This is a genomic window from Psychroserpens mesophilus (assembly GCF_000826645.1).
GTDB lineage: Bacteria > Bacteroidota > Bacteroidia > Flavobacteriales > Flavobacteriaceae > Psychroserpens > Psychroserpens mesophilus.
The window spans coordinates 248005-273642 of sequence record NZ_JXJP01000008.1; the positions used below are offsets into that span (position 1 = coordinate 248005).

Annotated in this window: 24 protein-coding genes; 3 read left to right on the forward strand and 21 right to left on the reverse strand. The window is 32.0% G+C overall.

The window, feature by feature from the left end; all coding sequences use genetic code 11:
• Positions 1 to 3: 3 nt before the first annotated feature.
• The 21 genes from TD18_RS08455 to TD18_RS08555 form a co-directional block, all read right to left on the reverse strand.
• Positions 4 to 852, reverse strand: coding sequence for a sulfotransferase domain-containing protein (locus TD18_RS08455; protein WP_040251214.1), 849 nt, complete (start codon positions 850 to 852; stop codon positions 4 to 6).
• Between the two features lies 1 nt (position 853).
• Positions 854 to 1939, reverse strand: coding sequence for a glycosyltransferase family 4 protein (locus TD18_RS08460; protein WP_040251949.1), 1086 nt, complete (start codon positions 1937 to 1939; stop codon positions 854 to 856).
• Positions 1932 to 2513 carry a serine acetyltransferase gene (locus tag TD18_RS16670; RefSeq protein WP_152611342.1) on the reverse strand — a complete coding sequence of 194 codons (582 nt, stop codon included), beginning with the start codon at positions 2511 to 2513 and terminating at the stop codon, positions 1932 to 1934. Before TD18_RS16670 ends, TD18_RS08460 begins: the two co-directional genes overlap by 8 nt.
• A 19-nt stretch (positions 2514 to 2532) precedes the next feature.
• Entirely contained in the window at positions 2533 to 3510 is a 978-nt protein-coding gene (locus tag TD18_RS08470; protein WP_040251217.1) for a glycosyltransferase family 2 protein, read from the reverse strand.
• A gap of 2 nt (positions 3511 to 3512) precedes the next feature.
• Positions 3513 to 4898 carry an asparagine synthase-related protein gene (locus TD18_RS08475; protein WP_040251220.1) on the reverse strand — a complete coding sequence of 462 codons (1386 nt, stop codon included), beginning with the start codon at positions 4896 to 4898 and terminating at the stop codon, positions 3513 to 3515.
• Between the two features lie 92 nt (positions 4899 to 4990).
• The gene (gene asnB / locus TD18_RS08480) at positions 4991 to 6814 is read right to left on the reverse strand and encodes an asparagine synthase (glutamine-hydrolyzing) (RefSeq protein ID WP_040251224.1); all 1824 of its coding nucleotides are present in this window, start codon (positions 6812 to 6814) and stop codon (positions 4991 to 4993) included.
• 2 nt (positions 6815 to 6816) lie between these two features.
• Positions 6817 to 7566 carry a methyltransferase domain-containing protein gene (locus tag TD18_RS08485; RefSeq protein WP_040251225.1) on the reverse strand — a complete coding sequence of 250 codons (750 nt, stop codon included), beginning with the start codon at positions 7564 to 7566 and terminating at the stop codon, positions 6817 to 6819.
• Between the two features lie 88 nt (positions 7567 to 7654).
• On the reverse strand, positions 7655 to 8572 hold the full coding sequence (locus TD18_RS08490; RefSeq protein WP_040251953.1) for a glycosyltransferase family 2 protein: 918 nt from the start codon (positions 8570 to 8572) through the stop codon (positions 7655 to 7657).
• A gap of 4 nt (positions 8573 to 8576) precedes the next feature.
• Positions 8577 to 9443, reverse strand: coding sequence for a class I SAM-dependent methyltransferase (locus TD18_RS08495; protein ID WP_040251227.1), 867 nt, complete (start codon positions 9441 to 9443; stop codon positions 8577 to 8579).
• Complete coding sequence (locus tag TD18_RS08500) at positions 9440 to 10120, reverse strand: sulfotransferase family 2 domain-containing protein (RefSeq protein ID WP_040251228.1); 681 nt, start codon at positions 10118 to 10120, stop codon at positions 9440 to 9442. The genes TD18_RS08495 and TD18_RS08500 overlap by 4 nt, the downstream gene beginning before the upstream one ends.
• A 47-nt stretch (positions 10121 to 10167) precedes the next feature.
• Positions 10168 to 11184, reverse strand: a complete 1017-nt coding sequence (locus TD18_RS08505) for a glycosyltransferase (RefSeq protein WP_040251229.1) — start codon at positions 11182 to 11184, stop codon at positions 10168 to 10170.
• A gap of 24 nt (positions 11185 to 11208) precedes the next feature.
• Positions 11209 to 12048, reverse strand: coding sequence for a polysaccharide pyruvyl transferase family protein (locus tag TD18_RS08510; protein WP_040251231.1), 840 nt, complete (start codon positions 12046 to 12048; stop codon positions 11209 to 11211).
• Positions 12039 to 12926 carry a hypothetical protein gene (locus TD18_RS08515; protein WP_040251232.1) on the reverse strand — a complete coding sequence of 296 codons (888 nt, stop codon included), beginning with the start codon at positions 12924 to 12926 and terminating at the stop codon, positions 12039 to 12041. The genes TD18_RS08510 and TD18_RS08515 overlap by 10 nt, the downstream gene beginning before the upstream one ends.
• Positions 12919 to 13689 carry a putative nucleotide-diphospho-sugar transferase gene (locus tag TD18_RS08520; RefSeq protein WP_084205884.1) on the reverse strand — a complete coding sequence of 257 codons (771 nt, stop codon included), beginning with the start codon at positions 13687 to 13689 and terminating at the stop codon, positions 12919 to 12921. Before TD18_RS08520 ends, TD18_RS08515 begins: the two co-directional genes overlap by 8 nt.
• A gap of 25 nt (positions 13690 to 13714) precedes the next feature.
• Positions 13715 to 15007, reverse strand: a complete 1293-nt coding sequence (locus TD18_RS08525; RefSeq protein ID WP_040251234.1) for an ABC transporter ATP-binding protein — start codon at positions 15005 to 15007, stop codon at positions 13715 to 13717.
• Positions 15007 to 15873 carry an ABC transporter permease gene (locus TD18_RS08530; RefSeq protein ID WP_040251236.1) on the reverse strand — a complete coding sequence of 289 codons (867 nt, stop codon included), beginning with the start codon at positions 15871 to 15873 and terminating at the stop codon, positions 15007 to 15009. Before TD18_RS08530 ends, TD18_RS08525 begins: the two co-directional genes overlap by 1 nt.
• Before the next feature lie 64 nt (positions 15874 to 15937).
• Positions 15938 to 16918 (reverse strand): SDR family oxidoreductase, encoded by a 981-nt coding sequence (locus TD18_RS08535; protein WP_040251237.1) that lies wholly within the window; start codon positions 16916 to 16918, stop codon positions 15938 to 15940.
• Positions 16918 to 18210 carry a nucleotide sugar dehydrogenase gene (locus tag TD18_RS08540; RefSeq protein ID WP_040251238.1) on the reverse strand — a complete coding sequence of 431 codons (1293 nt, stop codon included), beginning with the start codon at positions 18208 to 18210 and terminating at the stop codon, positions 16918 to 16920. Before TD18_RS08540 ends, TD18_RS08535 begins: the two co-directional genes overlap by 1 nt.
• A gap of 2 nt (positions 18211 to 18212) precedes the next feature.
• On the reverse strand, positions 18213 to 18800 hold the full coding sequence (locus TD18_RS08545) for a sugar transferase (protein ID WP_040251240.1): 588 nt from the start codon (positions 18798 to 18800) through the stop codon (positions 18213 to 18215).
• Positions 18801 to 18802: 2 nt separating this feature from the next.
• Positions 18803 to 21277, reverse strand: coding sequence for an exopolysaccharide transport family protein (locus TD18_RS08550; RefSeq protein ID WP_040251243.1), 2475 nt, complete (start codon positions 21275 to 21277; stop codon positions 18803 to 18805).
• A gap of 1 nt (position 21278) precedes the next feature.
• A complete protein-coding gene (locus TD18_RS08555; RefSeq protein WP_040251246.1) occupies positions 21279 to 22079 on the reverse strand; it encodes a polysaccharide biosynthesis/export family protein in 801 nt (266 codons plus the stop codon).
• Positions 22080 to 22182: 103 nt separating this feature from the next.
• Here TD18_RS08555 and TD18_RS08560 point away from each other — a divergent pair, with 103 nt between their 5' ends.
• The 3 genes from TD18_RS08560 (at position 22183) to TD18_RS08570 (ending at position 25609) form a co-directional block, all read left to right on the forward strand.
• Positions 22183 to 24051 carry an ABC-F family ATP-binding cassette domain-containing protein gene (locus tag TD18_RS08560; RefSeq protein ID WP_040251247.1) on the forward strand — a complete coding sequence of 623 codons (1869 nt, stop codon included), beginning with the start codon at positions 22183 to 22185 and terminating at the stop codon, positions 24049 to 24051.
• Positions 24052 to 24054: 3 nt separating this feature from the next.
• The gene (locus tag TD18_RS08565) at positions 24055 to 24825 is read left to right on the forward strand and encodes an O-methyltransferase (RefSeq protein ID WP_040251250.1); all 771 of its coding nucleotides are present in this window, start codon (positions 24055 to 24057) and stop codon (positions 24823 to 24825) included.
• A gap of 73 nt (positions 24826 to 24898) precedes the next feature.
• Positions 24899 to 25609: an ABC transporter ATP-binding protein gene (locus TD18_RS08570; RefSeq protein WP_040251253.1), complete on the forward strand. Its 711-nt coding sequence runs from the start codon at positions 24899 to 24901 to the stop codon at positions 25607 to 25609.
• The last annotated feature ends 29 nt before the right edge of the window (positions 25610 to 25638 follow it).

Sequence of the window (25638 nt, forward strand, 5' to 3'; positions counted from 1 at the left end):
TGATTATTGTCTTGAATACAATTGGGTTTTAAAAGCATCCAAAATATTATTGATCTTTTTAAGCTCTTCTTCCGACCAAGCAACAGGTTTTTTTTGCTGTATGAGCACATTACTATCAGGATGCGTTTTAGATGATGGCTTGCTGTAAGAATCTTCCAGATTAGAAATTGGCTCTAAGTTAAATGCCTCACAAAGACTGTAGAACACTTGAATATCAGAAAATAATTCTTCATATCTAACTACCTTAACATGGTCATTGTATGATTCAAAACGTTCTAAAGGCAATACATTTTCAATACACCAACGCAAGGTCAATTTTTCTAAATCTGATAAGTCTACATACCTTGTAATATCAAAATTAAACTCCTCCTTGATTACTGAAACTAAAGATTGTTGATTTGCAAAATATGACAAATCATACAGCCACGGAAACTTAACCTTTTGTTGCGATTTAAGAACATCATAAGGGTTCCGAATTAAATGAATCACAGGGATTTGATACGTTTCATTTATAAACTGGGCCATTAAACTGGCTCTCACAAACTTGATTACAAACTTTTTAGGAATGAAGGGCCAAAGGTGTCTTTTGTATTTACGATTACTGTTTTGAGCAATCCAGTCACAATCAACACGATTACTAAATACCTGTTCCAGATATCTTTTAACTTCTTTACTAGCCGTTTTTGTGGTGATCCATTTATCACACAACAAATGACCTCTTTTAGTTTGAGTGTCGTGTTCAGGTTCAAACAACATGCGATAACGATGCTGAGAGGCCATAGTTTCAGAAAGCCAACTTGTTCCACTTCTTGCAGTACCTACAATGACAATATGTTTCTTAAATTTTGACATATTAAGACCTCACAAGTTTAGTATATAATGCTTCATGATCTGAGATGAATGTCTCCATTGAAAAATGATCCATACAATATTGCCTTAAATCTTGTCCGATCTGATGTCTTTCTTCAGGATGTAATGCTTTTAAATGATTAATTTTTCGGCTTAGTTCTTCTGAATTCCCAGCCTCAAACAACAAATCAGGAAACGTTTTAAGTACAAAATTAATACCTGTAATATCTGAACCTAACAGCGGAATTCCCATACACATAGCTTCAACTAAGGCCATAGGCATGCCTTCTTTTCTTCCTTGGTTTAAGGTCGGAATCACATACATATCAGATTGAGCGATATAAGGTCTAACGTCAAGTTTTTTTCCATGAAAGGTTACCTGATCTGATAATCCTAAGGTTTGACAAAGCAGTTGCATGTCTTGTCCGTACGCATTTGAACTATCGCCAAGCACATCTAAAGTAATTTCAGAATCATTGAGCTTATGAATAGCGTGAATAAGAACTTCAATACCTTTAACTGGAACCAAATTAGCCACAGTAATTATTCTGAAAACATTTGAAGGTTTTTTTTCAAAGGATTCTGGACTATAATAATCGGTATCTATACCTATCGGAATTAGCTTTTGAGCTTTCTTATTCGGAAAATACTGCTTCATTTCATCATTTATAGTCACAATGAAATTAGCCAGAAAACTTTTTATTTTCCAGTGCTTATTGAAGCCCATAGCCTTTTTGGTGTAAATCCATTTTATACCAATGAGACGTGCAGCAAGTGCCTCTGTCCAGTCGTTACTCCATTGCCAGGAATGCACAATATCAAAACCATGCGTTTTATAAAATTTAGAAATACGACGTACCCTAAACAGTAACGTGTAATAAGGTCTGTAATGCGTCTTCGTTTCAAAAATATGAATCGGTAAACCTAAAGCCTCTACTTCTTTGAAAAAAGCACCTTTATTGTCGCCACAGGCAATATGGACATCAAACTTTGTTTTATCCAGACCATTGACCAGATCGTAAACAACTTTTCCACTTCCAGCTGTATTAAAATTAGAAATTGTAAATAAAACTCGTATACGTTTATTCATCATTTAATGAGCGAATTATTTTTGCAGGATTACCTGCAACAACGACATTGGAAGGCACATCTTTAACAACTACAGAGCCAGCTCCTATAACAACATTATCGCCAATAGTAATAGCTCCAATGATGACTACATTTGCACCAGCAACAACATTATCACCTATAACAGGTATTTTAGTGTTATCATTATGCTTGTTACCGATGGTTAGGCTATTTCTAAACTGGAAATTTTTACCAATAGATTTTGCATTAATTACGGTTGCAAATGGATGATAGCACATCAATCCGCCTTCAATTTTAGTACTTCCAAAAATTTTACAATTAAAATCCCGAACAAAATGAGGTTTCCACTTGTGGTATCTTGCATTAATTCTCCAGAAAAAAATATGAGCATATTCAGGATAATACAACATCAAATGGTGAAACTTTTTTTCAATCGTATCTGGACTCACCTTACAACCTCTAACTGCGATGGTACGTTCAATATCTTGATGTATAATCGTATTATCTTTCACATACTTTACAAATAGCCTTGTAATGAGGTACTTTCGATGTGCATGTTTTAAAAGATGTATCATAATACTTCCCGAAACTATATTATTTTTTCACAATATAAGGTACTAAATAATAACTGTAAAACTTAAGCACAGAAGAAAACGGAAATAAGGCCAAAAAACTCAGATATATGCGAAGAAGCAATGGTGGTTTTATCGATTTAATTTCAGAAAGTAATTGATTTTTAAAAGCGAAGCGCTTTGTTAATCCTTTTTTATGAATGATTTGTTTGCCCAAGATATGATAAAGTTGTCTTCTAAATTTTTCACCAAATTCAATTTCATGTTTGTTTTCTAAATAAAATGGCAAATGTTCCTTAACAAATCTTGGCCACTGCAATGATGCTCTTGGAGTTTTCTCTTTAAACTGCTCAATGGTAGAGGTTGTGTGTTTGAAGTAAAGATAAATATAGGTGTCTAAAAAAGCGACATTACAGGTCATACCTAATTTGATATCAACAGCAGTATCCTGACCAATTCTAAGCGCTTCATTATAGCCTCCAATTTTATCAAAAACTTCTTTTCTGTACAAAAAAGCTGGTGGACCAACTACTGTTTTCAAACTGGAAAACCATTGCAATCCCCAAAAAGGTCTAGGCTTAATGATAAGTTGGTCTGTTTCATCTAGAGGTTTTGGAGTTTCAGAAATGCCTTTGTCAGATTTCATCATCTTTCCAAAAACGGCTTCAATATCTGGATGATGATCTAAAACATGTATCATCTTGTTTAGCGCATTTGGATAAATTTCATCATCAACATCAAAGAAGTACAAATAATTGCCTTTTGCGTGTTCTAAACCTTTATTTCGCGTTGGTCCTGCGCCTTGTGTTTTTTGAACATACCACGAAACTCTATTATCAGTTTCACTGAGTTTTTGTATTTCTTCTAAAGTGTTATCAGAAGAGTTATTATCAACATAAATAATTTCAAAATTCTCAATATTTTGATTTAAAATACTGTTGTAGGATTTTGTAATAAACCGACTTGCGTTATAGGCAGGAATAATGACAGATAATTTCATTATTAGGGTTTATAATTTAGTTTATGCCATAACGACAAAGTTAATAACATGCTTACAGAATGCGAATATTTCACATAATCTTCATTTTTGAATTTATCATAAAAAGATGTGATTATCGATTTGGGAATAAATTCAAAATAAGGTGAATTGAATAAGTATTCTTTTAGATTTTTGTCATTTGTTTCACCCAAAAACTGAAGTTCAAAATTTCTTTGAATATGGGGATTTCCAAAAGCACCTTTCAGTTCTCTTTTCAATTTATCAATAATTCGGTATGGAAGATTATAAGGCACTTTATTATAGTTATAGTTTTTGATATTGAACGGCTTTTGATCATGCCATGTGATGGAAGCCAAAGCATTATCGGTTTTCAAATGTGCTAACTGTAATTTTCGATCTGCAAGATAGTCTTCAGGAACTGTACAGATAAATTCGCACATACGATTATCATAATAAGGCAGATTTATTGGATGTGCGTTTTCAAAAATCGCCAAATTAGTGGATGTCCAGCGATGTGCCCATTGTGAGGTTTTGAAGGCTCTTACTTTTGCACTAACATTATCAATTTTAATTTTTGACAGCAAAGTTTCAAGTCGCTGTGTTAAATAGTATTCAAATTCACCTTCAATAGACCAATGATTCCACAATTGCTTAGCCAATTCTAATCCGTCTTTTTTAACCATTTTCTTGTAAAGCAACGGAATGATGTCTGATTGCTTAGTACCTTCGGGAACACCTCTATCAAATAAAACATCTCCCCAATGTCCTAGAGAAAACTGACCTTCCATTTGCTTTAACTCTTCTAAAACTGCCATTTGTCTTGGATGTGTGAATTCTGAATAACAACCGTTAATTTTAGCAAGGTCTTCAATACAATCCCATAAATATCCTTTAGGAATTTCGAAATCCTGAAACTTAAATCCGCATACGTCAGCTACCTTTTTACTAATTTTATGTTCCGGAAAACCACCTTTAAAAGAATAACTATAGGATTGAACATCACTATTCAAATGTTTAAAAATCAAAGCCTGACTCCTACTATCCAATCCGCCTGACAAAGGCAATATCACTTTTGACGTACCTGTTTGCTCTTTAATAATTGATGTTAAAAGCGTCTGATATTCATCTAAAGCTTCCTTAAAACTCAGTTGTCTAGGTGAGTAATGCCATTCAAACCAAGGCTTACTTTCTACCAAATAACCTTCATTGTCAATGGTATGATCATGTGCTGGTAATAAACAAACCTCATCCTGATAGAACGTATCTGAATCTAAAAAAAAACCAGTAGCTACATAAATAGCTATCGCTTTTAAATTGAGTTCATGTGGCGCTCTAACTTTAGCAAATCGTTGCTTAGAAGGCAATATTTGTGTTCGAATATGATTCATAAAATGCGCTACGAAGATAGTAATTTTATTTCCACAACACTTATGAAAATTACATTAAAGCAACCCAAAAACGTAGTGTGGAGCTATAACTTTTAAACGTGAATAGCTGCCCATTTTTGCCAGGCATAAATATGCCAAACTCCCCAGGAATTATGATGTTTTTTATCGTAAAAATCTTTGACATATTGTTGTAAAACTGGCACATTTATAATAGATTCTCCGTAAAATGGCTTATCAAAAACATGGGCGTGCACATCAGTCTTTAAAGTGGTGTGAAGCCAATCGTGCAAAGGCACTGAAAATCCCATTTTTTTTGTATTGATAATAGATTCTGGGATTTCATTATTCAAAAGTTCTTTTAATGGCTTTTTTAAGTCTGTTTTATCTTTCAAATCTGATGTTAACTCCCACGCTTTTTCAATACTCTTTTTATCCAGAAACGGCACACGCACTTCCAAACTATGTTGCATGCTGGCACGATCAACTTTAATCAAAATCCGTTGCATGTGTGCATAAAATTCGTTCCAGCGTAATTGTTGCAGCAGTTGCTTTCGAGAGGTATTTTTAAATTGATATAACTGTTGCATGTCTTTTGAGAATCCAACTTTAGGAAATGCTTTATCAAGAATTGCCTGAGACAAATGCAAATGCTTATTGGTTACAAAAGCATCAAACGTTTTAAAGTAAGGCGCCCAAGTTTTAGTAATACCTAAGGTATTTGTCACTTTGGCTATCAATTTTCGGATTGGAAATGGCATTTTAAACCAAAACCGCTTGTTTAAAACATCTCGCATTCTTGGGTAACCGTAAAATAATTCATCACCTCCATCACCAGACAGCATTACAGTATGCTTAGATTTTGCTTCGCGAGTTATCACATAGGTTGGAATGCTAGAATAGTCACCGAAAGGTTCCGTATAGGCATAAAAATGATTATCTATACTATTTAAAATATCAGAATCTTCAACCGACACAATAATTTGTTGCAATTGTAAAACTTCGGCATAACTTTTAGCAATATCACTTTCATTAAGTGTAGGATCATTCACTTTTATAGTAAATGCTTCAATATCTGGTTTTGCTTTTTTAGCATAGGCACTAATTAACGGACTATCAATTCCGCCACTTAAAAACGTAGCAACGGAAACATCACTAATCAATTGACGCTTCACAGCATCTGTTAAGGTATCTTCTAAATTGACTTTAGAACTATTTGATGTATCGATGTTGTTTTTTTTAAACGATACTAATTGGGTTTTTGTAAGGTTTCCGAAGGTATCAATTTGAATCAATTCACCTGGATTAACCTGATAAATATCGTGATAAATAGTGTTTGGCGCTTGCATATAGCCAAAACCGAAATACTCTTTTACAGTATCAGCTCTAAGTTTCAGAATATTTTTAAACCATGGATGTTTATATACTTGATTAAATTGTGAAGCAGCAACAATTCCATTTTCATTTATACCATAAAACAAAGGCTTGATTCCAGCAAAATCTCTAGATAAGAAACAAAGTTTATTTTGCGTATCAATAATCGTTATAGCAAACATGCCATTGAGCAAACTTATGGTTTTTTGAATCCCAACCTTATCCAAAAGATGACTAATAACTTCCGTATCTGAAGTAGAATTTAAATTATTTAACTGATACGATTCAGACAGTTGTTTGAAATTATAAATTTCTCCATTAAATACCATGTGATATCTACCACTCGGACTCACCTTAGGCTGATTTCCATTTTCTGAAATATCGAGAATTGCCAGACGATTGAAGCCGAGTTGAAAATTAGTATTCTTAGAAACACTGGTATTATCTGGACCTCTATGTTTTGAAAGTGCTAATATATTTTCAAACGTCTCTAAATCAATACACGCTTGGTTTTCAAATGAAAATTCTGCTAGAAATCCGCACATATTTAGTTCTTTTCAAAAATTGCAATAATTGAAGATGAAAAAAAGCGGGAAGGATGTTTCATCAAGTATGGGTTTAAAACAAATTTAAATAGCAAACGATGCACTTTAAAAATAAGTTTTTGAAATATATTGAGCTTTTGATGCACACCAATTGGAAATCCACCATAATGACTGAGGTATTTAATTTTCAAATTATGACGTTTTGCAAAATCCTTAAAGACTTTTAAGTGCATACATTTAAGATTATGAATTTTTAAGTTTTTATAATCTACCAAATATTTATAAAATCTTATGTAACCACGCATATTTGGAATCATTACGAACAATTTTGACTGATCTTTCATATAATCTACATGCACGTCTAATATGGCATTAAAATCCTCAAAATGCTCAATAAATCCGTTTGACATGACATAATCATACTGGATTGGTGTTTTATATGTCGTAAAATCTTGTTGAAGGATGCTATGATCTTCAATTCCCATAACTTTAAAAACACCTTCGATTTCAGCAATGTCTGAATTATAATCTAAACACGTTGGTTCAATATTGTATTTTACTGCTAAATAAGCCAAATATCGACCAGGAAAACCACCTATCTCAATTAAAGTTTGCTTCTCTTTTGTTTTCTGAATAAAAATTTCCCAAAACGAATCGTAGTACGAACAGACATTCATAATACGATTTTTATCTATATGATTGTTTCCGTAATAGGCTTCCCAGTATTGTTGTGTGGTTAGTTTATCTGACATTATTCAACTTTGAAACTCAGTGCTTAAAATTAGTCAATTTAGGTTAATTGATTAGACGATCTGAGATTTAACTTTAATTGGGGTTTTATTAGAGGTAATGAGACTGCTGAATTTTATTCGTATTATAACTTTTAAGTATGCCTGGCATTAAAGCTTTTAACTTTTTACGTTGAATAATTAAACCTTTATAGGTTTTAAAATCTAATTTAATAAAGGCTTTTACCAATAATACTTGTAATTTTTTCGTCTCAATCTTGTAAAGTTCTTGAGGATCATCATTATTTATATTAGCAAAATTTGATTTATAAAGACGTTCTTTCCATTCATAGAATTTAGGACTATAAGGTTTCATTTTTTGAGGCTTTCCTTCCTTTCTATCATGAATGATATATGATTTTGGTACCACACCAATTTTAAAACCATGATAAGCAACACGCTGACAGTAATTATTGTCTTCACTATAATGAAAAAATAAAGGATCAAAACCACCTACTTTTTCCAGACATGCTTTTGAAATTAGCCAAGCTGCTGCGTTGACAAATGGAACCACATAAACTTCCTTTAATTGATTATTCAACACATGATCTGAATAAAAAAACGGATTTTTTGTATTAGACACGTAATTTGAAAAATAAAAATCTAGTTTGTCCTGAGCGCCATTCACATGCACAGGACTTAAAATCCCATAGTCTGAATGTGTTTTCTGAACATCACATAGTTTATCTAAAACGTCATCTACCAAATAGGCATCCTGATTAAGTAAAAACACCGATTCGGCATTTTGAGATAAGGCATAAGATATCCCAATATTATTAGCTTTTCCAAAACCTAAGTTTTCAGAAGACTCAATGACGTGAACATTATTATAATTTGTTTTTATGAAGTTAACCGAATCATCAGTTGACCCATTATCGACAACCACAACAGTATATGCTTTGCAGCTATCCATACATTTTTTTAGCCACTTCATTCCATTGAAAGTGACAATAACAATAATCACTTTCATTTTATTATTTTTTAGTAAAGATGATGACATCCTGAAAATAAAAACCAGGATTTTCCTTCCAGTTACCAGAATAGATATTTTCAATTTCTAACGAGGTATCAGCTATCATCATCTCAATAGCTTTCGAATTTACTCCAATGGCATCTTCAGGAACCTTAACCCATTCTGGACAAAACCAATCCTTAGATTCGTATGCATTTTCACTGAAAATCCAGCGTTTTTGCTTCGTTTTATGAAATCGTCCGTTGTCGTCCGTTCGTCTTTCAAGTGATTTTTGATAATCGTCATCTAAATAGAAAAAACTAATGATGGCTTTGCCTCCTTTTTTAAGAACACGATCAATTTCTTTAAAATAGAAAATAGAATGTTCTTCGTTTAAATGTGTCCACACAGACAAAGCCGTAATCACATCATAACTTCCATCTGTGACATCCCAAGGCACAATCGATTTAGATTGATTTGCTGCATATTTTTCATTACTAATATCAAAATGCTCAAAATGCACGTTAGGATGTTTATAATTAGAATTACAAAAAACAATATTATTTTTCTTTACATCCAAGCCCAGATATTTTCCATTTTCGGTAATAAAAGGCATACTCGCCATTGCTAAGAGACCTGTTCCACACCCAATATCTAAAATCTTGTTTCCTTTATGAGATTCTAAGTTGAAATAAAGTAACGATTGAAAGAGTCCGATGACGTGAGCCCATTCAGCATAAGAGATTTTTCCTCCTCTTCTTAAAGTAGCGTTTGGAATGCTATCTAAGTTATTTGTTCGCAATATTTTAGATTTATCATACTCAAGATATGGTCTGTCTAAATCTCTGTATTTCTGATTAGCATTCTTTTTTTTAAAAATGTGTTTCATAAAAATGTTTTTAGCTTATGAATTCCGCTTCTCTGGTCTTCAAATCTATAATTAAATTGTTTAATATCTTCCGAATATAAGGATTGAACCAATTTCATATTTGAATTTGTGTAAAACTTAGAATAATGAGAAAGCTTTTGTTTGTTCTGTTTTGAATGTTTTGTAAACTCTGAATGAATATCTAATTGGTTGTTAATGGATTTGATATCAGCTTTTAAATTTTCAAATTTCCCAATAAAATCTAATGGATATTGCTGATCATTAGCAAATTCAGATTGTGCAATAAGATGATCACCACGATAATTCATAGTGTTGTTATTATTTAGCACATCCTGAAACTGCCCTTTTTTCAGAATATAACTTTTAAAACTTCCACTAACCCTTCTGTCTTTTTTCAACCACAAGTAATCTGAATAGGCTCTATCCCATGGATTACGAACAAATGTAAATTTAAAATATCGGTTCCAGTCTTCTATAGTTATTAATCCGGTTTCAATTAATTGTTTCGGTGTAGCATGCTGCATGTGAATTTTACGTTCAGGACACCAACCATATAAACATTCATAATCTGGAGTTTTCCAGTCGTAACTAGGTTTGTCAAAATAAAAATCTTTAATACTTGATCCAGCACATTTTGGAATATGTATAAATATAATTTTTAGTTTGTGTGATATCATTATAAATGCAAAATACTACTTTTAAATAAATTGAGGTTTTATATTATCTAATTTATAAAACTCATTGTTTCTTTTACTAAAACATTCCAATCGTATTGGTTTCTTAAAGTTATTAAATAGTCATTAATTTCTTTTAAGAATTGATCGGAAGCACAGACTTTCTTTAGTTTTTCAAGTTCAGATTCATCATCAATAAATAAAGGATAATTAGCGCCTAAATATTCTGAAATATCACCAATATTATTCGCTATTAAAGGAACTCCCATTGAAATAGCTTCTAAAACAACATTAGATGCCAAACAGTATTTTTGAAATAGAATGATACCTTTAGATGTACTATACAACTGTTTAAGCGTTTCGTCTTCAACAAATTTACTTATAAAAGTTACTCTTTTATTTGCTGTATAAAAGTCTTTAAGTGTTTTGTCTCGACACAGTACAGTAAATGATGCATTAGTATCAATTTGACTAATTTTATTAATTATATCTCGTTGCTTTTCGTGGTCTCGGTTACTAATACCTACTAATAAATATGTGTTTTCTTCAATTGAATTTGTATTTCGGTTCCAATACTCTAAATCAATACCATGTTTAATGATTTTTTTGTTTGGATGATTAATTAACATGCTTCCACTAGAAAGTCCTATTAATCCGTTGAACTCTTTAGACAAATTGTATTTATAAAATGAAAACTCCTGACTTTCAGAAACAGGCCAATGGAGTGTTCCATAAATCTTAATGCTGTTTAAATTAAATTTCCTCTTAAGTAAAGGAATTAAATAGGCATCCTTGTCAGCATATAAATAAAAAATAGTTCTTCTAAAAAATAATGCTTTAATAAAAACTATAAGCTCTTTACTATAATTTCTAGGCAGATAATGTTTTGGATATGACTTTTTAAATTGTGTAATAATTTTAGTTATAAATTTACTTGCCTTTACACTTTTAAAAGAAGAATCGTAATTTACAATTTGCTCATAACCTGAGTGATTTCGCTTTTTTCGGCGTTTATAAATGTCAAATCTATTAATACATAATATGTTTTTATTTTCTGAAATTCTCATAAAACATTAAATAATTGATAGTGTTTATTCCTCCAAATAACCTGTGTTTTTTAGAGAATCAAGTGATGGAAAATAAAAATCATCAATACCTACGTTTTTGGTTTTAACTGTTGGCTTATCTAGTAAAAAATTTGATGAATGAATATCTTTTAAGCCTTCTGGCAATTCAAGGTCGATAGACAGGAAATAATCTCTATACTTAAAAAGCGGTTCATCACTTTGCGGTTTAACAAACACACATGGTTTTTCGAGTGCATGAGCAAATATTATTCCGTGTAAGGAAGAGGTATAGATGACTTTTGATTTTAAAAATTCTTTAGCTATAACATCTGGCTTATTATCGATGTTTATAATTTTAAACTGTTTTGGATATTTCCCTTTATATACGTTAGCATCTCGATAATGAGGTAAGAAAACAACTTGTTTTTCACTTTTCTTATTTAAATCTAAATTGTAAACCTCTTTTATTAAAAGACCTGGATCATATTCAAATTTCAGGTTGGATAAATCAGCATTGTGTTTTTCAAAAAGCGTTTTAGTTAAAGGTCCTCTGACACCATTAATTGTTAAAGAGGCAATTAAATCTGAGTCAAACGCAATGTCATTTCCTTTCCAGCCAATTCCATTTATAATATCTCCATGTTTAACTTCGTTCATTATAGAGCCAACCATAAGTAGCCTTTTCCCTTCATCTTTAACATTTGATGGATTAACACCATAAAGATATTTTATTAAATCAATATTAAATATATCTCCAGCATTTCCATGTTTAAAAACTAAACGTTCAGGATAGCGAAATTTATATTTATAATATTTATAAGTAGAAACTTTTCTTTTCTGCCAATAAAAGGTTCTTAAGGCCATATATTTATTGTTTTTATAGTAGCTATGTTCCAGTCTATATCGTTTATTCCATAGCTTATAACCAGATCATTATCATGTATTTGAATTCCAGAGAAATAACTACACGAAATAAGGTTTTTATTAAACTTATGCTGCTCACCAAGTAAAGACTTTAATGAATGTATTAATATACGCTTATTAACTTTTAGAGCAGGTTTAGCATTCATATTTAGGGTACATGGTTTTCCTATATATAATCGTTTCCGTTTTCTAAAGTATTTTTTATGAGCAATAAAACCATAGTTACCATCTATTTCAACTAAAGGTGTTCCTATAGAATAGTTAATAAAGTTTTGTGTTTTATCAGTAAAATACGCTTTAAAACGTATTTGTTTCTCTTTAATTTCTGTCGCTTCCAATAATGTTAATGGATTTAAACTATAAAGAGCTAATAGTTTACCTTTATGATTAAAGAAAGCCCAGTTTTTTTCGGTTCTCATTCGCTCTACATAATTACAAATAAAATAATTACCAATAGAATTGTTTTCGATATCTAAGAGAAAAATTGAATTAACGTCTTTAATTGCATCTCCTGTATTAAAGGTACAATGCACCTTATCGTTCATAATAAACATCTTAGGATCAGCTACTTTTATAACATTCTCATTTTTCAAAAAATATTCCGAAAGATTAATACAATTAATTATACGGTCTCCCTCGAGAACATAAATAAAGGCTAATATTGCTTTTGATTTGTCGTCATAAACACGAAATGCTACATACACAAATCCGTTATGTATTACCAAACTAGAATTAAAAACAAATTTGTTTTTGTTAAGCTCATTCAACAACGTATTAGAAAGCGGGAAACGTGGACTATTCTTTAATTGTTTAAGCATTTTTTAATAATTTTCTTAAACGGTTAAAAAATGATTTGTTTTGTGTTTTTGACGCAGCATTGCATGTTTCCTCTGTAGCTATTCCATATTTCTCTAAATAAGCGTTAGGTACTAAAGAAGCATGTAAATTCAATTTATCTTGGACTTGAAGGTAAAGTTGTTTTTTAACGGGTCCTCTACCAGTAAAATGAAGTATTAAAGGGTCATGAATATCGTGTTCAAAAAGATTTTCATATCTACTATTAAAAAATTTATAATCGAATAAGTCAACTTTACCTTTGTAATCTTCCTTTTCTAAAAGCAAGTATATCATAACATCTTGATCGCCATTAGTATAATACCCTAAATCTTCTTTCCACCATTCTTTTACGACACTGAATTCTGTGTTTAAAACCTCATTAAAAAACTGTTTAGATAACGAATTACACTTAACTATAAATTGTCCTGAACTGAAGTAAGTCTTCAGCTCTTTAAACTCTGGACTCTTACAGATTGAAATGAAGCTATCGTTTTTAGGAGCATAGTCCATGATATCTTTTTCCATGTTCATAAAAAAAGCATCATCATCTATCCAAATGATATAGTCGTAATTATCTATATATTGTAAAACATAAGCAATCTTATTTAAGTAGTTATTGCTTAGTGTCGTTGGCCAGTTACAATGAATGTATGTATAATTATGCGCATCAGCATAAATCCTATGATTAATTGGAGTTTTGAATACTGTGGCAGGAAATCTACCTGATAAAATACATATATTCATTAAGTTATAGATGTAACATTAAAATTTATTGATTTACTACATCCCATTTAGCTTCATTAAAAATAATACTGTTATGACTTTTTCTTCTAGTGATACTATAAAATCTATCATTAGGTTTATTAGGCAATATTTCAAATGAAATAAATTGATCTTTGTAGTCTAATAGTTCTTTACCATCTAAAATACTCATTGATAATTTATAAATACTATCTAATAGAAACAAATCGCCAGATGTAGATAGCTTAATTTTAAAATCGTTTAGCTGATTTTTTTGAAGTGGCTCATCAACATAATCATTACTTCTCCAAGTAACAATACTTACATTATTTACATCAGTAATTCTTAGACTAAATATTGGGTTTCTAATTTCAGAACTCACTTTAACTGAAACTACAAATACCATTGGTTCTCCTGAGCAAAAAGAAGACGCTATTTCTTGAGATGCATTTTGAATTTCAAACTTTTGAAACTTTGATCTAAAAACCTCTTTATCTAAATTAAAATCTACAAATCCTTTAGACACTTCACTATTATTTAGATATTTATCAACACCAACTTGCGTATCTCCTTCAAAAGTCACTAGTCCGTTTTCTAAAATTATAACTCTTGAGCATAAATCCTGAACAGCAGCCATGTTATGACTTACAAACAAAACCGTTCGACCATCTTGCTTACTAATGTCTTGCATTTTCCCAATTGCCTTTTTTTGAAATTCGGCATCACCAACAGCCAATACTTCGTCAACAACTAAAATATCTGGTTCTAGAAAAGCTGCAACAGCAAACGCCAGTCTTACGCGCATTCCGCTACTATAGCGTTTAACAGGAGTATCTATATATCCTTCACAACCTGAAAAACTAATAATCTCTTGCTCTTTATTTTTAATTTCACGTTTGGTCATTCCAAGAATAGCACCATTGAGATAGATATTTTCTTTTCCGGTTAATTCTGGATGAAAACCAGTACCAACTTCTAACAACGAAGCTATTCTACCTTTAGTTTTTATTTGACCTTGAGTTGGACTAGTAACTTTAGATAAAATTTTTAAGAGTGTTGATTTTCCTGCACCATTTTTACCAATAATACCTAAAACCTCTCCTTGCTGGAGTTCAAAACTAATATCCCTTAAAGCCCAAACATAGCTAGATTTAGATGCTACACTTCTATTATTAGCTGCACCTATTTTTAAATATGGATCTTCTTTGCCTCTTATTTTATGCCACCAACGATTAAGGTCGTGGCTTAAAGTTCCAGTCCCAACAACACCTAATCGATATTGTTTGCTAATATTTTCAACTTTTAAAATAATTTGAGACATTATATTGTATCTATAAATGATTTTTCGGTTTTGTTGAAAATTATTAAACCAAATAAAAACAACAAAACACTAATAATTAAAGTATAAAAGAAACCGAACCAAGTAAAAGTCCCTGTGTTTAAAACAATATATCTAAAACCTTCTATAATTTGAGTTAACGGATTATATTCAACAAATAACGCCACAGTTGGAGGAAATTTAGCTCTAGCCTCAGAAACTGGGTATGGCACAGCTGAGACGTACATTAGCAACTGAGTGGCAAATCCAATCATAATGGATAAATCTCTATACTTTGTAGTCATCGACGAAATAATCATTCCTAGACCAAGTCCCAATAATGCCATCATTAAAATATACAACGGAAATAAGTACCATACACTACTCAAACTTACTTCCATTCCTCCTTGAATGTAGTAAACATAGAAGAATAATAAAATAACAAATTGAATAGCTAATTTCAAGAGGTTAGAAATAGTTATTGAAAGTGGCATAATAACTCTTGGGAAATAGACTTTTCCAAAAATAGCTTTATTGGCCGTAAAAGTTGAAGATGTTTTAGTTAAACACTCTTTAAAGTAATTCCAAGCTGTAATTCCAGCAAGATTGAATAAAAAGGGTGGCACACCATTCGTATTAATACTTCCTAAATTATTAAATACCAAAGTAAAAATAACAGACGTAAATAATGGCTGGATTATAAACCATAAAGGACCTAAAACTGTTTGCTTATATACCGTAATTATATCTCGTTTTACAAATAAGAATAATAAATCTCGGTAACGCCAAATTTCTCTAAAGTTTAAATCAATAAATTTTCCTTTAGGAGAAATAGTATAAAGCCATTCTTCTTTATGATTTTCACTCAAAATCCTCAAAATTAATAATTAACACGAATATACTAAATTCACAATGAGCATAAAATTCACAGAACTAGTCAATAAAATAGTTCCATGTAATTGCCAAGCCTTCTCTAACAGTAAATTTAGGTTGATATCCTAATAATTTTTCCGCTTTAGAAATATTAGCTAAAGAATCTCTTACATCACCTAGTCTTGGTGGACCGTAAACAGCTTCAATATCTGAATTAGCAGAATCCTTAAGAGAATTCCATAAATAATTCACACTAATTCGCTCACCACATGCTACATTAAACACCTGGTTTTTGGCAGCTTGAGAAGCAAAAAAGCCTTTAATATTTGCTTGAACAGCATTATCGACATAAGTAAAGTCACGAGTTTGCTCACCATCGCCATTTATCTTAGGAGAATTATTATCTTTCAATGCCTGCATGAACAAAGGAATTACTGCTGCATAAGCACCATCTGGACTCTGCTTTGGGCCGAATACATTGAAATATCTCAATCCGATAACATCTGTATCGTAGGTTTTACCAAAAACATCAGCATATAATTCGTTTACATATTTTGTAACAGCGTAAGGTGACAAAGGTTTACCAATGTTATCTTCAACCTTGGGAAGCGAAAGACTATCTCCATAAGTTGAACTTGATGCTGCATAAATCATGCGCTTTACTGAAGGTGAATCCTTTAAAGCAATCATCATATTCAAAAATCCAGAAATATTTACAGCATTCGTTGTAGCTGGATCATTTATTGAACGTGGCACAGAACCTAAAGCAGCTTGATGGGTCACATAATCAATGCCATTCATAGCATCTTTGCAAGTTTGTAAATCTCGAATATCACCTTCAATCAATTCAAATGAAGGGTTATTGTGAAATTCTAATAAATTTTTGCGATGACCGTTTGAAAAATTATCAAGAACGCGAACTTTTTTTGCTCCGTATTTTAAAAGATATTCTACAATATTAGAGCCAATAAAACCTCCTCCTCCAGTGACAAGGAATGATAACTGACTTAAATCTTCTGAATGGTATTTATGTTCGTACATTATAATCTGGCGTCAACAATATGTTTAGGAAGTAAGGATTTAACATCGAAGATGACTCCTATATCTGATTTCATTTTTTGTAAATCTAATTCTAAAAACTCATTATGCGAAACAGCTAGTACTATCGCATCGTAGTCTGAGCGTAATTTTGAAGCATCGTCTAACAAATCAAATCCATATTCGTGCTTCACTTCATCTTTAGAAGCCCAAGGATCAAAAACATCTATGTTTGTATTGTAGGTTTCAAATTCTTCAATAATATCAATAACTCTAGAATTTCTAATATCTGGACAATTTTCTTTGAAAGTAATGCCCAAAACCAAGACATTAGAATCTTTAATTCTAGCGCCTTTTTTAATCATCATTTTAACGGTTTCTTGAGCTACGTAACCTCCCATGCTATCGTTCATTTTTCGACCAGCAAGAATAATTTCAGGATTGTAACCAGACTCAATTGCTTTTTGGGCTAAATAATAAGGATCTACACCAATGCAATGTCCTCCAACAAGTCCTGGACTGAAATTTATAAAATTCCATTTGGTTCCAGCAGCTTCAAGTACAGCCTTTGTATCAATGTCTAATAATCTAAATATTTTAGACAACTCATTAACAAAAGCAATATTGATATCTCTTTGAGAGTTTTCAATAACTTTAGCAGCTTCAGCCACTTTAATAGAAGGTGCACAATGTGTTCCTGCTGTAATGATGCTCTTATATAAATCGTCAACTACTTTTGCAATTTCAGGCGTTGAACCTGAAGTCACTTTAAGAATCTTAGTTACTGTATGTTTTTTATCTCCTGGATTAATACGCTCTGGCGAATAACCAGCGTAAAAATCAGAATTAAATTTGAGTCCAGATTTTTCTTCTAAAATAGGTACACAAATGTCTTCAGTCACACCTGGATACACAGTAGACTCATAAATAACAATGTCATTTTTCTTCAATACCTTGCCTACACTCTCACTAGCTTTAACTAAAGGTGTAAAAACAGGACGTTTCAATTCATCAGTAGGTGTTGGTACAGTAATGATATAAATATTAGATGATTTTATATCTTCAAGGTCATTGGAAATAAATAGACCCGTTTGTGCATTTACATCAGTTGTTAAAACGGATTTTAAGTAATCATCTTCAACTTCTAATGTTTTATCGACACCGCTTTTAAGCTCATTTATACGTTTTTCATTGATATCAAAACCAACTACAAAATATTTTTTTGCAAACTCTACTGCTAGTGGCAATCCTACATAACCAAGGCCAAGAATTGTTATTTTTTGTGTATTATTCATCTTTAATTAACTATCGATTTCAAAATAAAGTTCAAATCTAAAGAAAAACTATAATTCTCAATGTATTTTTTGTTTAATTTGACTTTATCAGGCCAAATAATCGTTCTATTGTAGGTTTCAGGGTCAAGTTGTTGCGCCAAGATACGTTCTTCGTCTTTGTATTTTAATGTTGCCGGACCTGTTATACCTGGTTTAATTTTTAGAATTATTTTATCATCTCCTTCTAATTCATCTGCAAAACCAGGCAAATCTGGTCTTGGACCAACAAATCCCATGGTTCCAAAAAGAACATTAAAAATTTGAGGCAGTTCGTCAAGTTTAAATCGACGTAAAAACTTTCCGAAGCGTGTAGCACTCAAATCCAATTGCCCTAAAACATGTGCTTCCTTACGTAAAGTTCTGATTTTATATATGTGGAATAGCTTACCATGTTGACCTACTCTTTTTTGTAGAAACAATCCAAACTGACCAGTATCAATGGTTGCAATAACAACGAATAAAATAATTGGAATGATCAACACAGGTATCAGTAAAATAGAAAATAATAAGTCGAAAGACCGTTTTACTTTTAGTTGTGTTTTAGTTATCACAATTATGCACGATTAAACATCCTTTTTATACGTTTCCAAATAGATTTTCTATCCTTTTCATGATAAGCATTACCATAAACACCGTAGCCATAACCGTAACCATAACCGTAACCATAACCATAACCGTAATTATGATTTGTTTTATGCTTGTAGAAGTTAAGAACAAAACTTATATTTTTCACTTCTCCTGTTCTGTATTTAGCGTTTATAAGAGATAACATTCCCTTTTTAGTATAATCCAATCGAATCATGAATATAGTTGCATCTGCATATTGAGTAAGTTCAAGAGCATCTGTCACTAATCCTAAAGGCGGAGTATCTAATACAATCATATCGTACTCTTTTCTAAGATTGATCATTAGATCCTTCATTTTATCAGACATGAGTAACTCTGAAGGATTTGGAGGTACTGGTCCTGAAGGTATGATGTCTAAGTTCTCAATATGCGTTGAGTACTTTGCTTCTTCAAATGTATTTTCTTCAATAAGATAATTTACAACACCTATTTCATTTTCAATATTGAAATCTCCGAAGATTTTAGGTTTACGTAAATCCAGTCCTAACAAAATAGTTTTCTTTCCCGAAAGCGCATAAACAGTAGCGATATTAATAGAACAAAACGTCTTTCCTTCTCCACTAACAGAAGATGTAATCATTAAAGTTCTTCCATCAGTTTTTCCTTGTTTTTTGTATATAAACTGTAAACTAGATCGTATGGCTCTAAACGACTCAGACACGGCAGATTTAGGCTTTTCATATACAATCAAATTGTTTTTATAATTGTATTTCCCAATCAAACCTAAAATCGGAATTTTTGATAATTGTTCTATCTCATCCGAACCATGTATGGTATTATCTAAAAGGAAAATGATAAATATTAAAAACATTGGAACAAAGAAACCCATCATTAAAGCCATCATATAATTGAGTGACTTATTAGGACCAATTAGTCCACCACCTATATCTTTAGCCTCATCAATAACTGTGATATCAGAAATGTTGGCTGCTTTTACAATAGCTGCTTCACTTCGTTTTGCTAAATAAATATCATAAGCTTCCTGACTAATGTCTAGTTTTCTTTGAATTTTAAGAAATTGCTGCTGGTCTTCAGGCAGGTCACCTAATTTACTTTCAAGATTAGCTATATTTCTGTTTAGATTTGATAATTGAATACCAATAGTTTTCTTAGTAGCATCAATAGTTTCTAGTAATACATTCTTTTCAGAATTAATTTTATTGTCTAAATCCTTAAACAATACAGATCCTTCTTTAGTTGTGTATTCTAAGTTTTGACGTTCAGCAGCTAATGATATAATATTAGCAACACTTTTAAGGATATTTACCTCATCAATCCCAACAGAAGTAGGTGCAGCAATATTAATATAATCGGTTTTAGTAGATAAGTAATCCTCAAGGTTATTTAAATAATTGAGTTTTAATTGCTCTCTTTCCTTGGCAAGGTCATAATCTCTTATCTGACTTGATATTTCTGATATTTCTTCAGAAACGTTAAAGACTTTATTCTTCTTTCTAAAGTCATTCATTTCGTCAGTTACATCACGAAGTTTAATATTTACATCGGCAAGACTACTGTCTATAAACTTGATGGTATTAGTTGCATATAAGTTTTTTCGTTCTAATTCTGAACGGCTTAAAATAGCTGAAGTTGCATTTAAATAGTCAACAATTTTATCTTTATTGTTTCCAGCTAATTGTAATCGAAGTACAGAAGATGCATCTTTTGAAAACGGACCTATAATAACCTTATTTTTATAACTATCAACAATGGCATCAAAACTTTTAAATCGTATAAAATATTCTTTACCAGCTTGTATTGTCGACGAAGGTTCTATAAGAATTTTTCCGTTTAAGAAAGGTAAATCTATAGTTTCATTACTAGCATAAACCTTTGTAAAACTGTTTAATGGAACTGAAACTCTTAGAGTAGATTTGTCACCATAGTGTTGAGCCCTAATGCTAGGCGCTTCAAAATTTGTAAAAACTTCAAAGGTCTCGTTATCCAGAAACCTAATACCAATTGGATACCCTAATCCTTGGGGTTTGGATTTATCTATAATGAATTCAAAAGGAGCTTTTTTATAAATATCTTCTTTACGATATTTACCTTGCTCCAAATACTCCATGTAAAACTGCAGAGAATCAACCACTTTTTCATTATGACTTCTCGTCTTTATTGCTGTAATTATCTTACCAACTTTTCCTGAAACTCCTCCCCAATTAAATGAAATACTTGTATTAGCAGTAAAAAATGGATTCTGATCATTTTCGATTGAAATTAAAGAATCTAATTTATATATATTTTGCTTTCTAACGTTAATTAAATAAGCCGTTAGCATCGATATAGTAATCGAAAGAAGTATGAATTTCCATAAATTAAGGGCTTTGAAAAGATACCCTCTAAAATCAAAAGTTAAACGACCCGAATCGTCATTCTCAGTAAATTCTTGATTTGACATGTTAATTTGAAACTCTATCTATTAATAATAATGTTGTAGTAACTAATGAAATAACTGAAACAATAACTGTCAGTGTTTCCTTTCCAGTTGTTCCTGTACCCCATGTTTTTTGTTTTATAGGCTTAACATAAATAAGGTCATTTGGCTGAATATAATAATATGGTGACTTCATAACATTAACATCGGTCAAGTCTAGTGTATGTATTTCTTGTCCTTGAGGATACTGCCTTATTATTTGAACTTCTTTTTTATTTCCAGTTACTGGTATTTCGCCTGCATTTGCAATAGCTTCAAAAACATTTACTCGATCTTGAAATATAATTTTGCTTCCAGGTGATCCTACTTCTCCATTAGCAGTATATCGTAAACCTGCTAACTTTACTGTGACAAAAATATTTGCTGTTTCTTTAAACTGTTCTTCTAAAAGTTGTTCCTCAATTCGTTTTTCAATTTCTTCACAAGTATAACCAAGCACATTAATCTTGCCTAATGTAGGTATTCGGATATTCCCATGCACATCAACAGTAAAGCCATCAAAATACGCTCGTTCAGAACTACCTGCATTTAAATTTTCTTCTCCTGCCGGATTTAAGATAGATACAGTTTCCTGATCCAGAGCTTTTACTCTAATGTTCAAAATATCGTTTATTTGAACTCTATATGGTTTTTGCTGCTCTACCATGATTTGTGTTGAGTCAGATGGTGTATCTTTTTCTTGAAGATAAACAATATCCTTGTGAGGGATGCATGAAGTTGACAAGACGCAAAGTAACAATCCTGTAAGCAATAATAGTCTATTCATTATAATGTTGCTTGTTGCGTCACAAATATAACTTATCACTATTAATATCAAAACTATTCGTAGTATTTTTGAGTAATATCGCTTTCTTTGTAAAAAAATTGTTTTGAATTATATAACTGTAGAAAATATCTCAAAATCTTATGGCGAGTTAGAACTTTTTTCTAACCTCTCTTTTAGTATCCATAAGGATGATAAAATAGCATTCGTTGCCAAAAACGGAAGTGGAAAAACATCTATATTGAATATTCTATCTGGTGATGATACTCCAGATTCTGGCCAAGTAGTCATGAGAAACGGTTTACGAATTTCATTCCTATCACAATCACCACAGTTTGATAACAAGTTAACCATTAACGATACTATTTTCAATTCAGATTCACCACAATTGGAAATCATTAAAAGTTATGAAAAAGCATTATTACATCCTGAAGACACCGAAGCTTACCAAAAAGCATTCGAACAAATGGATTTGCATAATACCTGGGAGTTTGAACTTCAGTTTAAACAAATACTCTCACAACTAAAGCTAGATAATCTCGACCAGAAAATCAATACCATGTCTGGCGGACAAATAAAACGTCTCGCTTTAGCACAAGCTTTAATTAGCAATCCAGATGTACTTGTTTTAGACGAACCTACAAACCATCTTGATTTAGAAATGATTGAGTGGCTTGAACAATACTTTGCTAAATCGCAGTTCACTTTATTTATGGTCACTCACGATCGTTATTTTTTAGAACGTGTTTGCAATGAAATTATTGAACTTGACCACGGAAAACTTTACACCTATAAAGGAAACTATTCTTACTATCTAGAAAATAAAGAAGCACGAATTCAACTAGAGCAAGTCGAAACTGGTAAAGCCAAACAGTTGTTCAAAAAAGAACTCGAATGGATGCGTCGCCAGCCTAAAGCACGAACCACCAAGTCTAAATCCAGAATTGATGACTTTTCCGATATAAAAAAACGTGCACACCAACGCAGAAAAGATCACAAAGTCGAACTTGAAATTAATATGGAACGTTTGGGAAGTAAGATTGTGGAGTTTCATAAGGTTTCAAAATCATTCAAAGACAAGGTTATTCTTGACGGATTTGAATACGTGTTTAAAAAAGGGGAACGCATTGGAATCATCGGCAAAAATGGAACGGGAAAATCGACATTCCTCAATATGTTAACGCAAACGTCTCCACCTGATTCTGGAAAAATTATTATTGGAGACACTGTGAAATTTGGCTATTATACACAAGGTGGAATTGACGTTAAGCCAGATCAAAAAGTCATTGATGTTATCAAAGCTTATGGCGAATATATTCCTCTAGCAAAAGGCAGGCAAATTAGCGCAAAACAATTATTGGAGCGTTTTCTTTTTGATGGTAAAAAGCAGCATGACTTTGTTGAAAAATTAAGTGGTGGTGAACAAAAACGCTTGTATTTATGTACTGTTTTGATTCAGAATCCCAATTTTTTAATTCTTGATGAACCTACCAATGATTTGGATATTGTAACACTAAACATTCTCGAAGATTTCTTACTGGATTTTCCAGGTTGCTTGTTGGTGGTGTCGCACGACAGATACTTTATGGATAAAATCGTAGATCATCTGTTTGTATTTAAAGGCGATGGTGAAGTTCAGGATTTTCCGGGGAACTATTCAGATTATCGTGAGTACGAATCATCTCAACCATCAGTCACAAAAACTGATATTAAATCTGAACTTGTTTCAGAAGAAAAAGATGACCAGAATAAAGCTCAAAAATTATCCTACAATGAACAAAAAGAATATAAAAATTTAGAAAGTAAAATTCGTTCTCTGGAACTTGATAAAAAAGCTTTAGAGGAAAAATTTAATGTTGTTTCTCTGTCACAGGAAAAAATCAATGAGTTATCACAACAACTGCAACATATCATAGATGATATTGAAGAGAAAGAGATGCGTTGGTTTGAGTTATCTGAAAAATTTGAATCCTAATTCATGTTTCAAATTATTGAATTTATAAAATTTTTATTCAAATCCACCAATCAGCATGGCGTACACTCGCCTTTTGTGTATGACTTGGTGACCAAATGCTTTTATGACAAAACATATTATTCGTATTATTCAACGCTATCAGCATACAGAAAGTCTCTACAAAAAAACAAAAAACAGATCGAAATTACTGATTTTGGAGCCGGCTCAAGGGTTTTTAAATCGAACTTAAGAACCATTAGTGCAATAGCTAAAAACTCAGGTTCAAGCTTTAAAAGAACAAAATTACTGTTCAGAATTGTTCAGTATTTCCAACCTCAACATATACTAGAATTAGGTTCATCACTAGGAATTGCAACTCAGGCTTTAGCTTCAGGTTATTCTGAAAGCAAAGTGACATCAATTGAAGGATGTCCAACTATTTCAAACGTTACAACACAACAACTTCGTAAGTTTGATGTTAAAAATGTTGCGCTTAAAACTGGAGCGTTTGACAAGGTAATTCCTTCCTTAGAACAGGATACGTATGACTTGGTTTTCTTTGATGGTAATCATAACAAAAAAGCAACATTAAGCTATTTCAATTCTCTAATTGGCAAAGCGCATAACGACTCTGTTTTTATCTTTGACGATATTCACTGGTCTAAAGACATGACTGAAGCTTGGGAAATTATAAAAACGCACCCGAAAGTGACTATTACTATGGATACGTTTTTTTGGGGACTTATTTTTTTCAGAAAAGAACAAGCCAAAGAAAATTTCACCATCAGATTGTAACATGCGTTAATGTATTGCGTCATATGAAGTGAAATCTGTATCTTGCAGAAGCATCAATTAAAAAGAATCTATAATGAGTAACGTCATTGAAATTAGAAATATCATTCGTGATTTTCAACTTGGTCAAGAAACTGTTCATGTTTTAAAAGGCATCGATTTAGATATTGAGCTTGGTGATTACGTTGCTATTATGGGACCTTCAGGTTCTGGCAAGTCGACACTGATGAATTTATTAGGATGTTTAGACACTCCAACTGCTGGCTCTTATATTCTTAACGGAAATGATGTGAGTAAAATGAGTGATGATGAATTGGCTGAAATTAGGAACACCGAAATTGGTTTCGTTTTTCAAACCTTCAATTTATTACCAAGAACAACAGCTCTCGATAATGTCGCTTTACCAATGGTTTATGCAGGAGCTTCTAAATCTGAACGCACTAAACGTGCTCAGGAAGTTTTAACAGATGTAGGTCTTTCAGATCGAATGGATCACAAACCAAATCAGCTTTCAGGCGGACAACGACAGCGTGTCGCTGTAGGTCGAGCTTTAGTCAATAAGCCCTCCATTATTCTAGCCGATGAGCCTACAGGGAATTTAGACTCTAAAACTGGTCATGAAATAATGACACTTTTTGATGAAATACACAAAGCCGGAAATACAGTAATTATGGTCACTCATGAAGAAGATATTGCTGCTCATGCGCGACGTGTCATTCGTTTACGCGATGGTGTCATAGAAAGTGACACTATTAATGGGAATAAAGACTTAAATAATTCCAAATAATCGTTTGTCATTTCTCTTATTACAAGTTA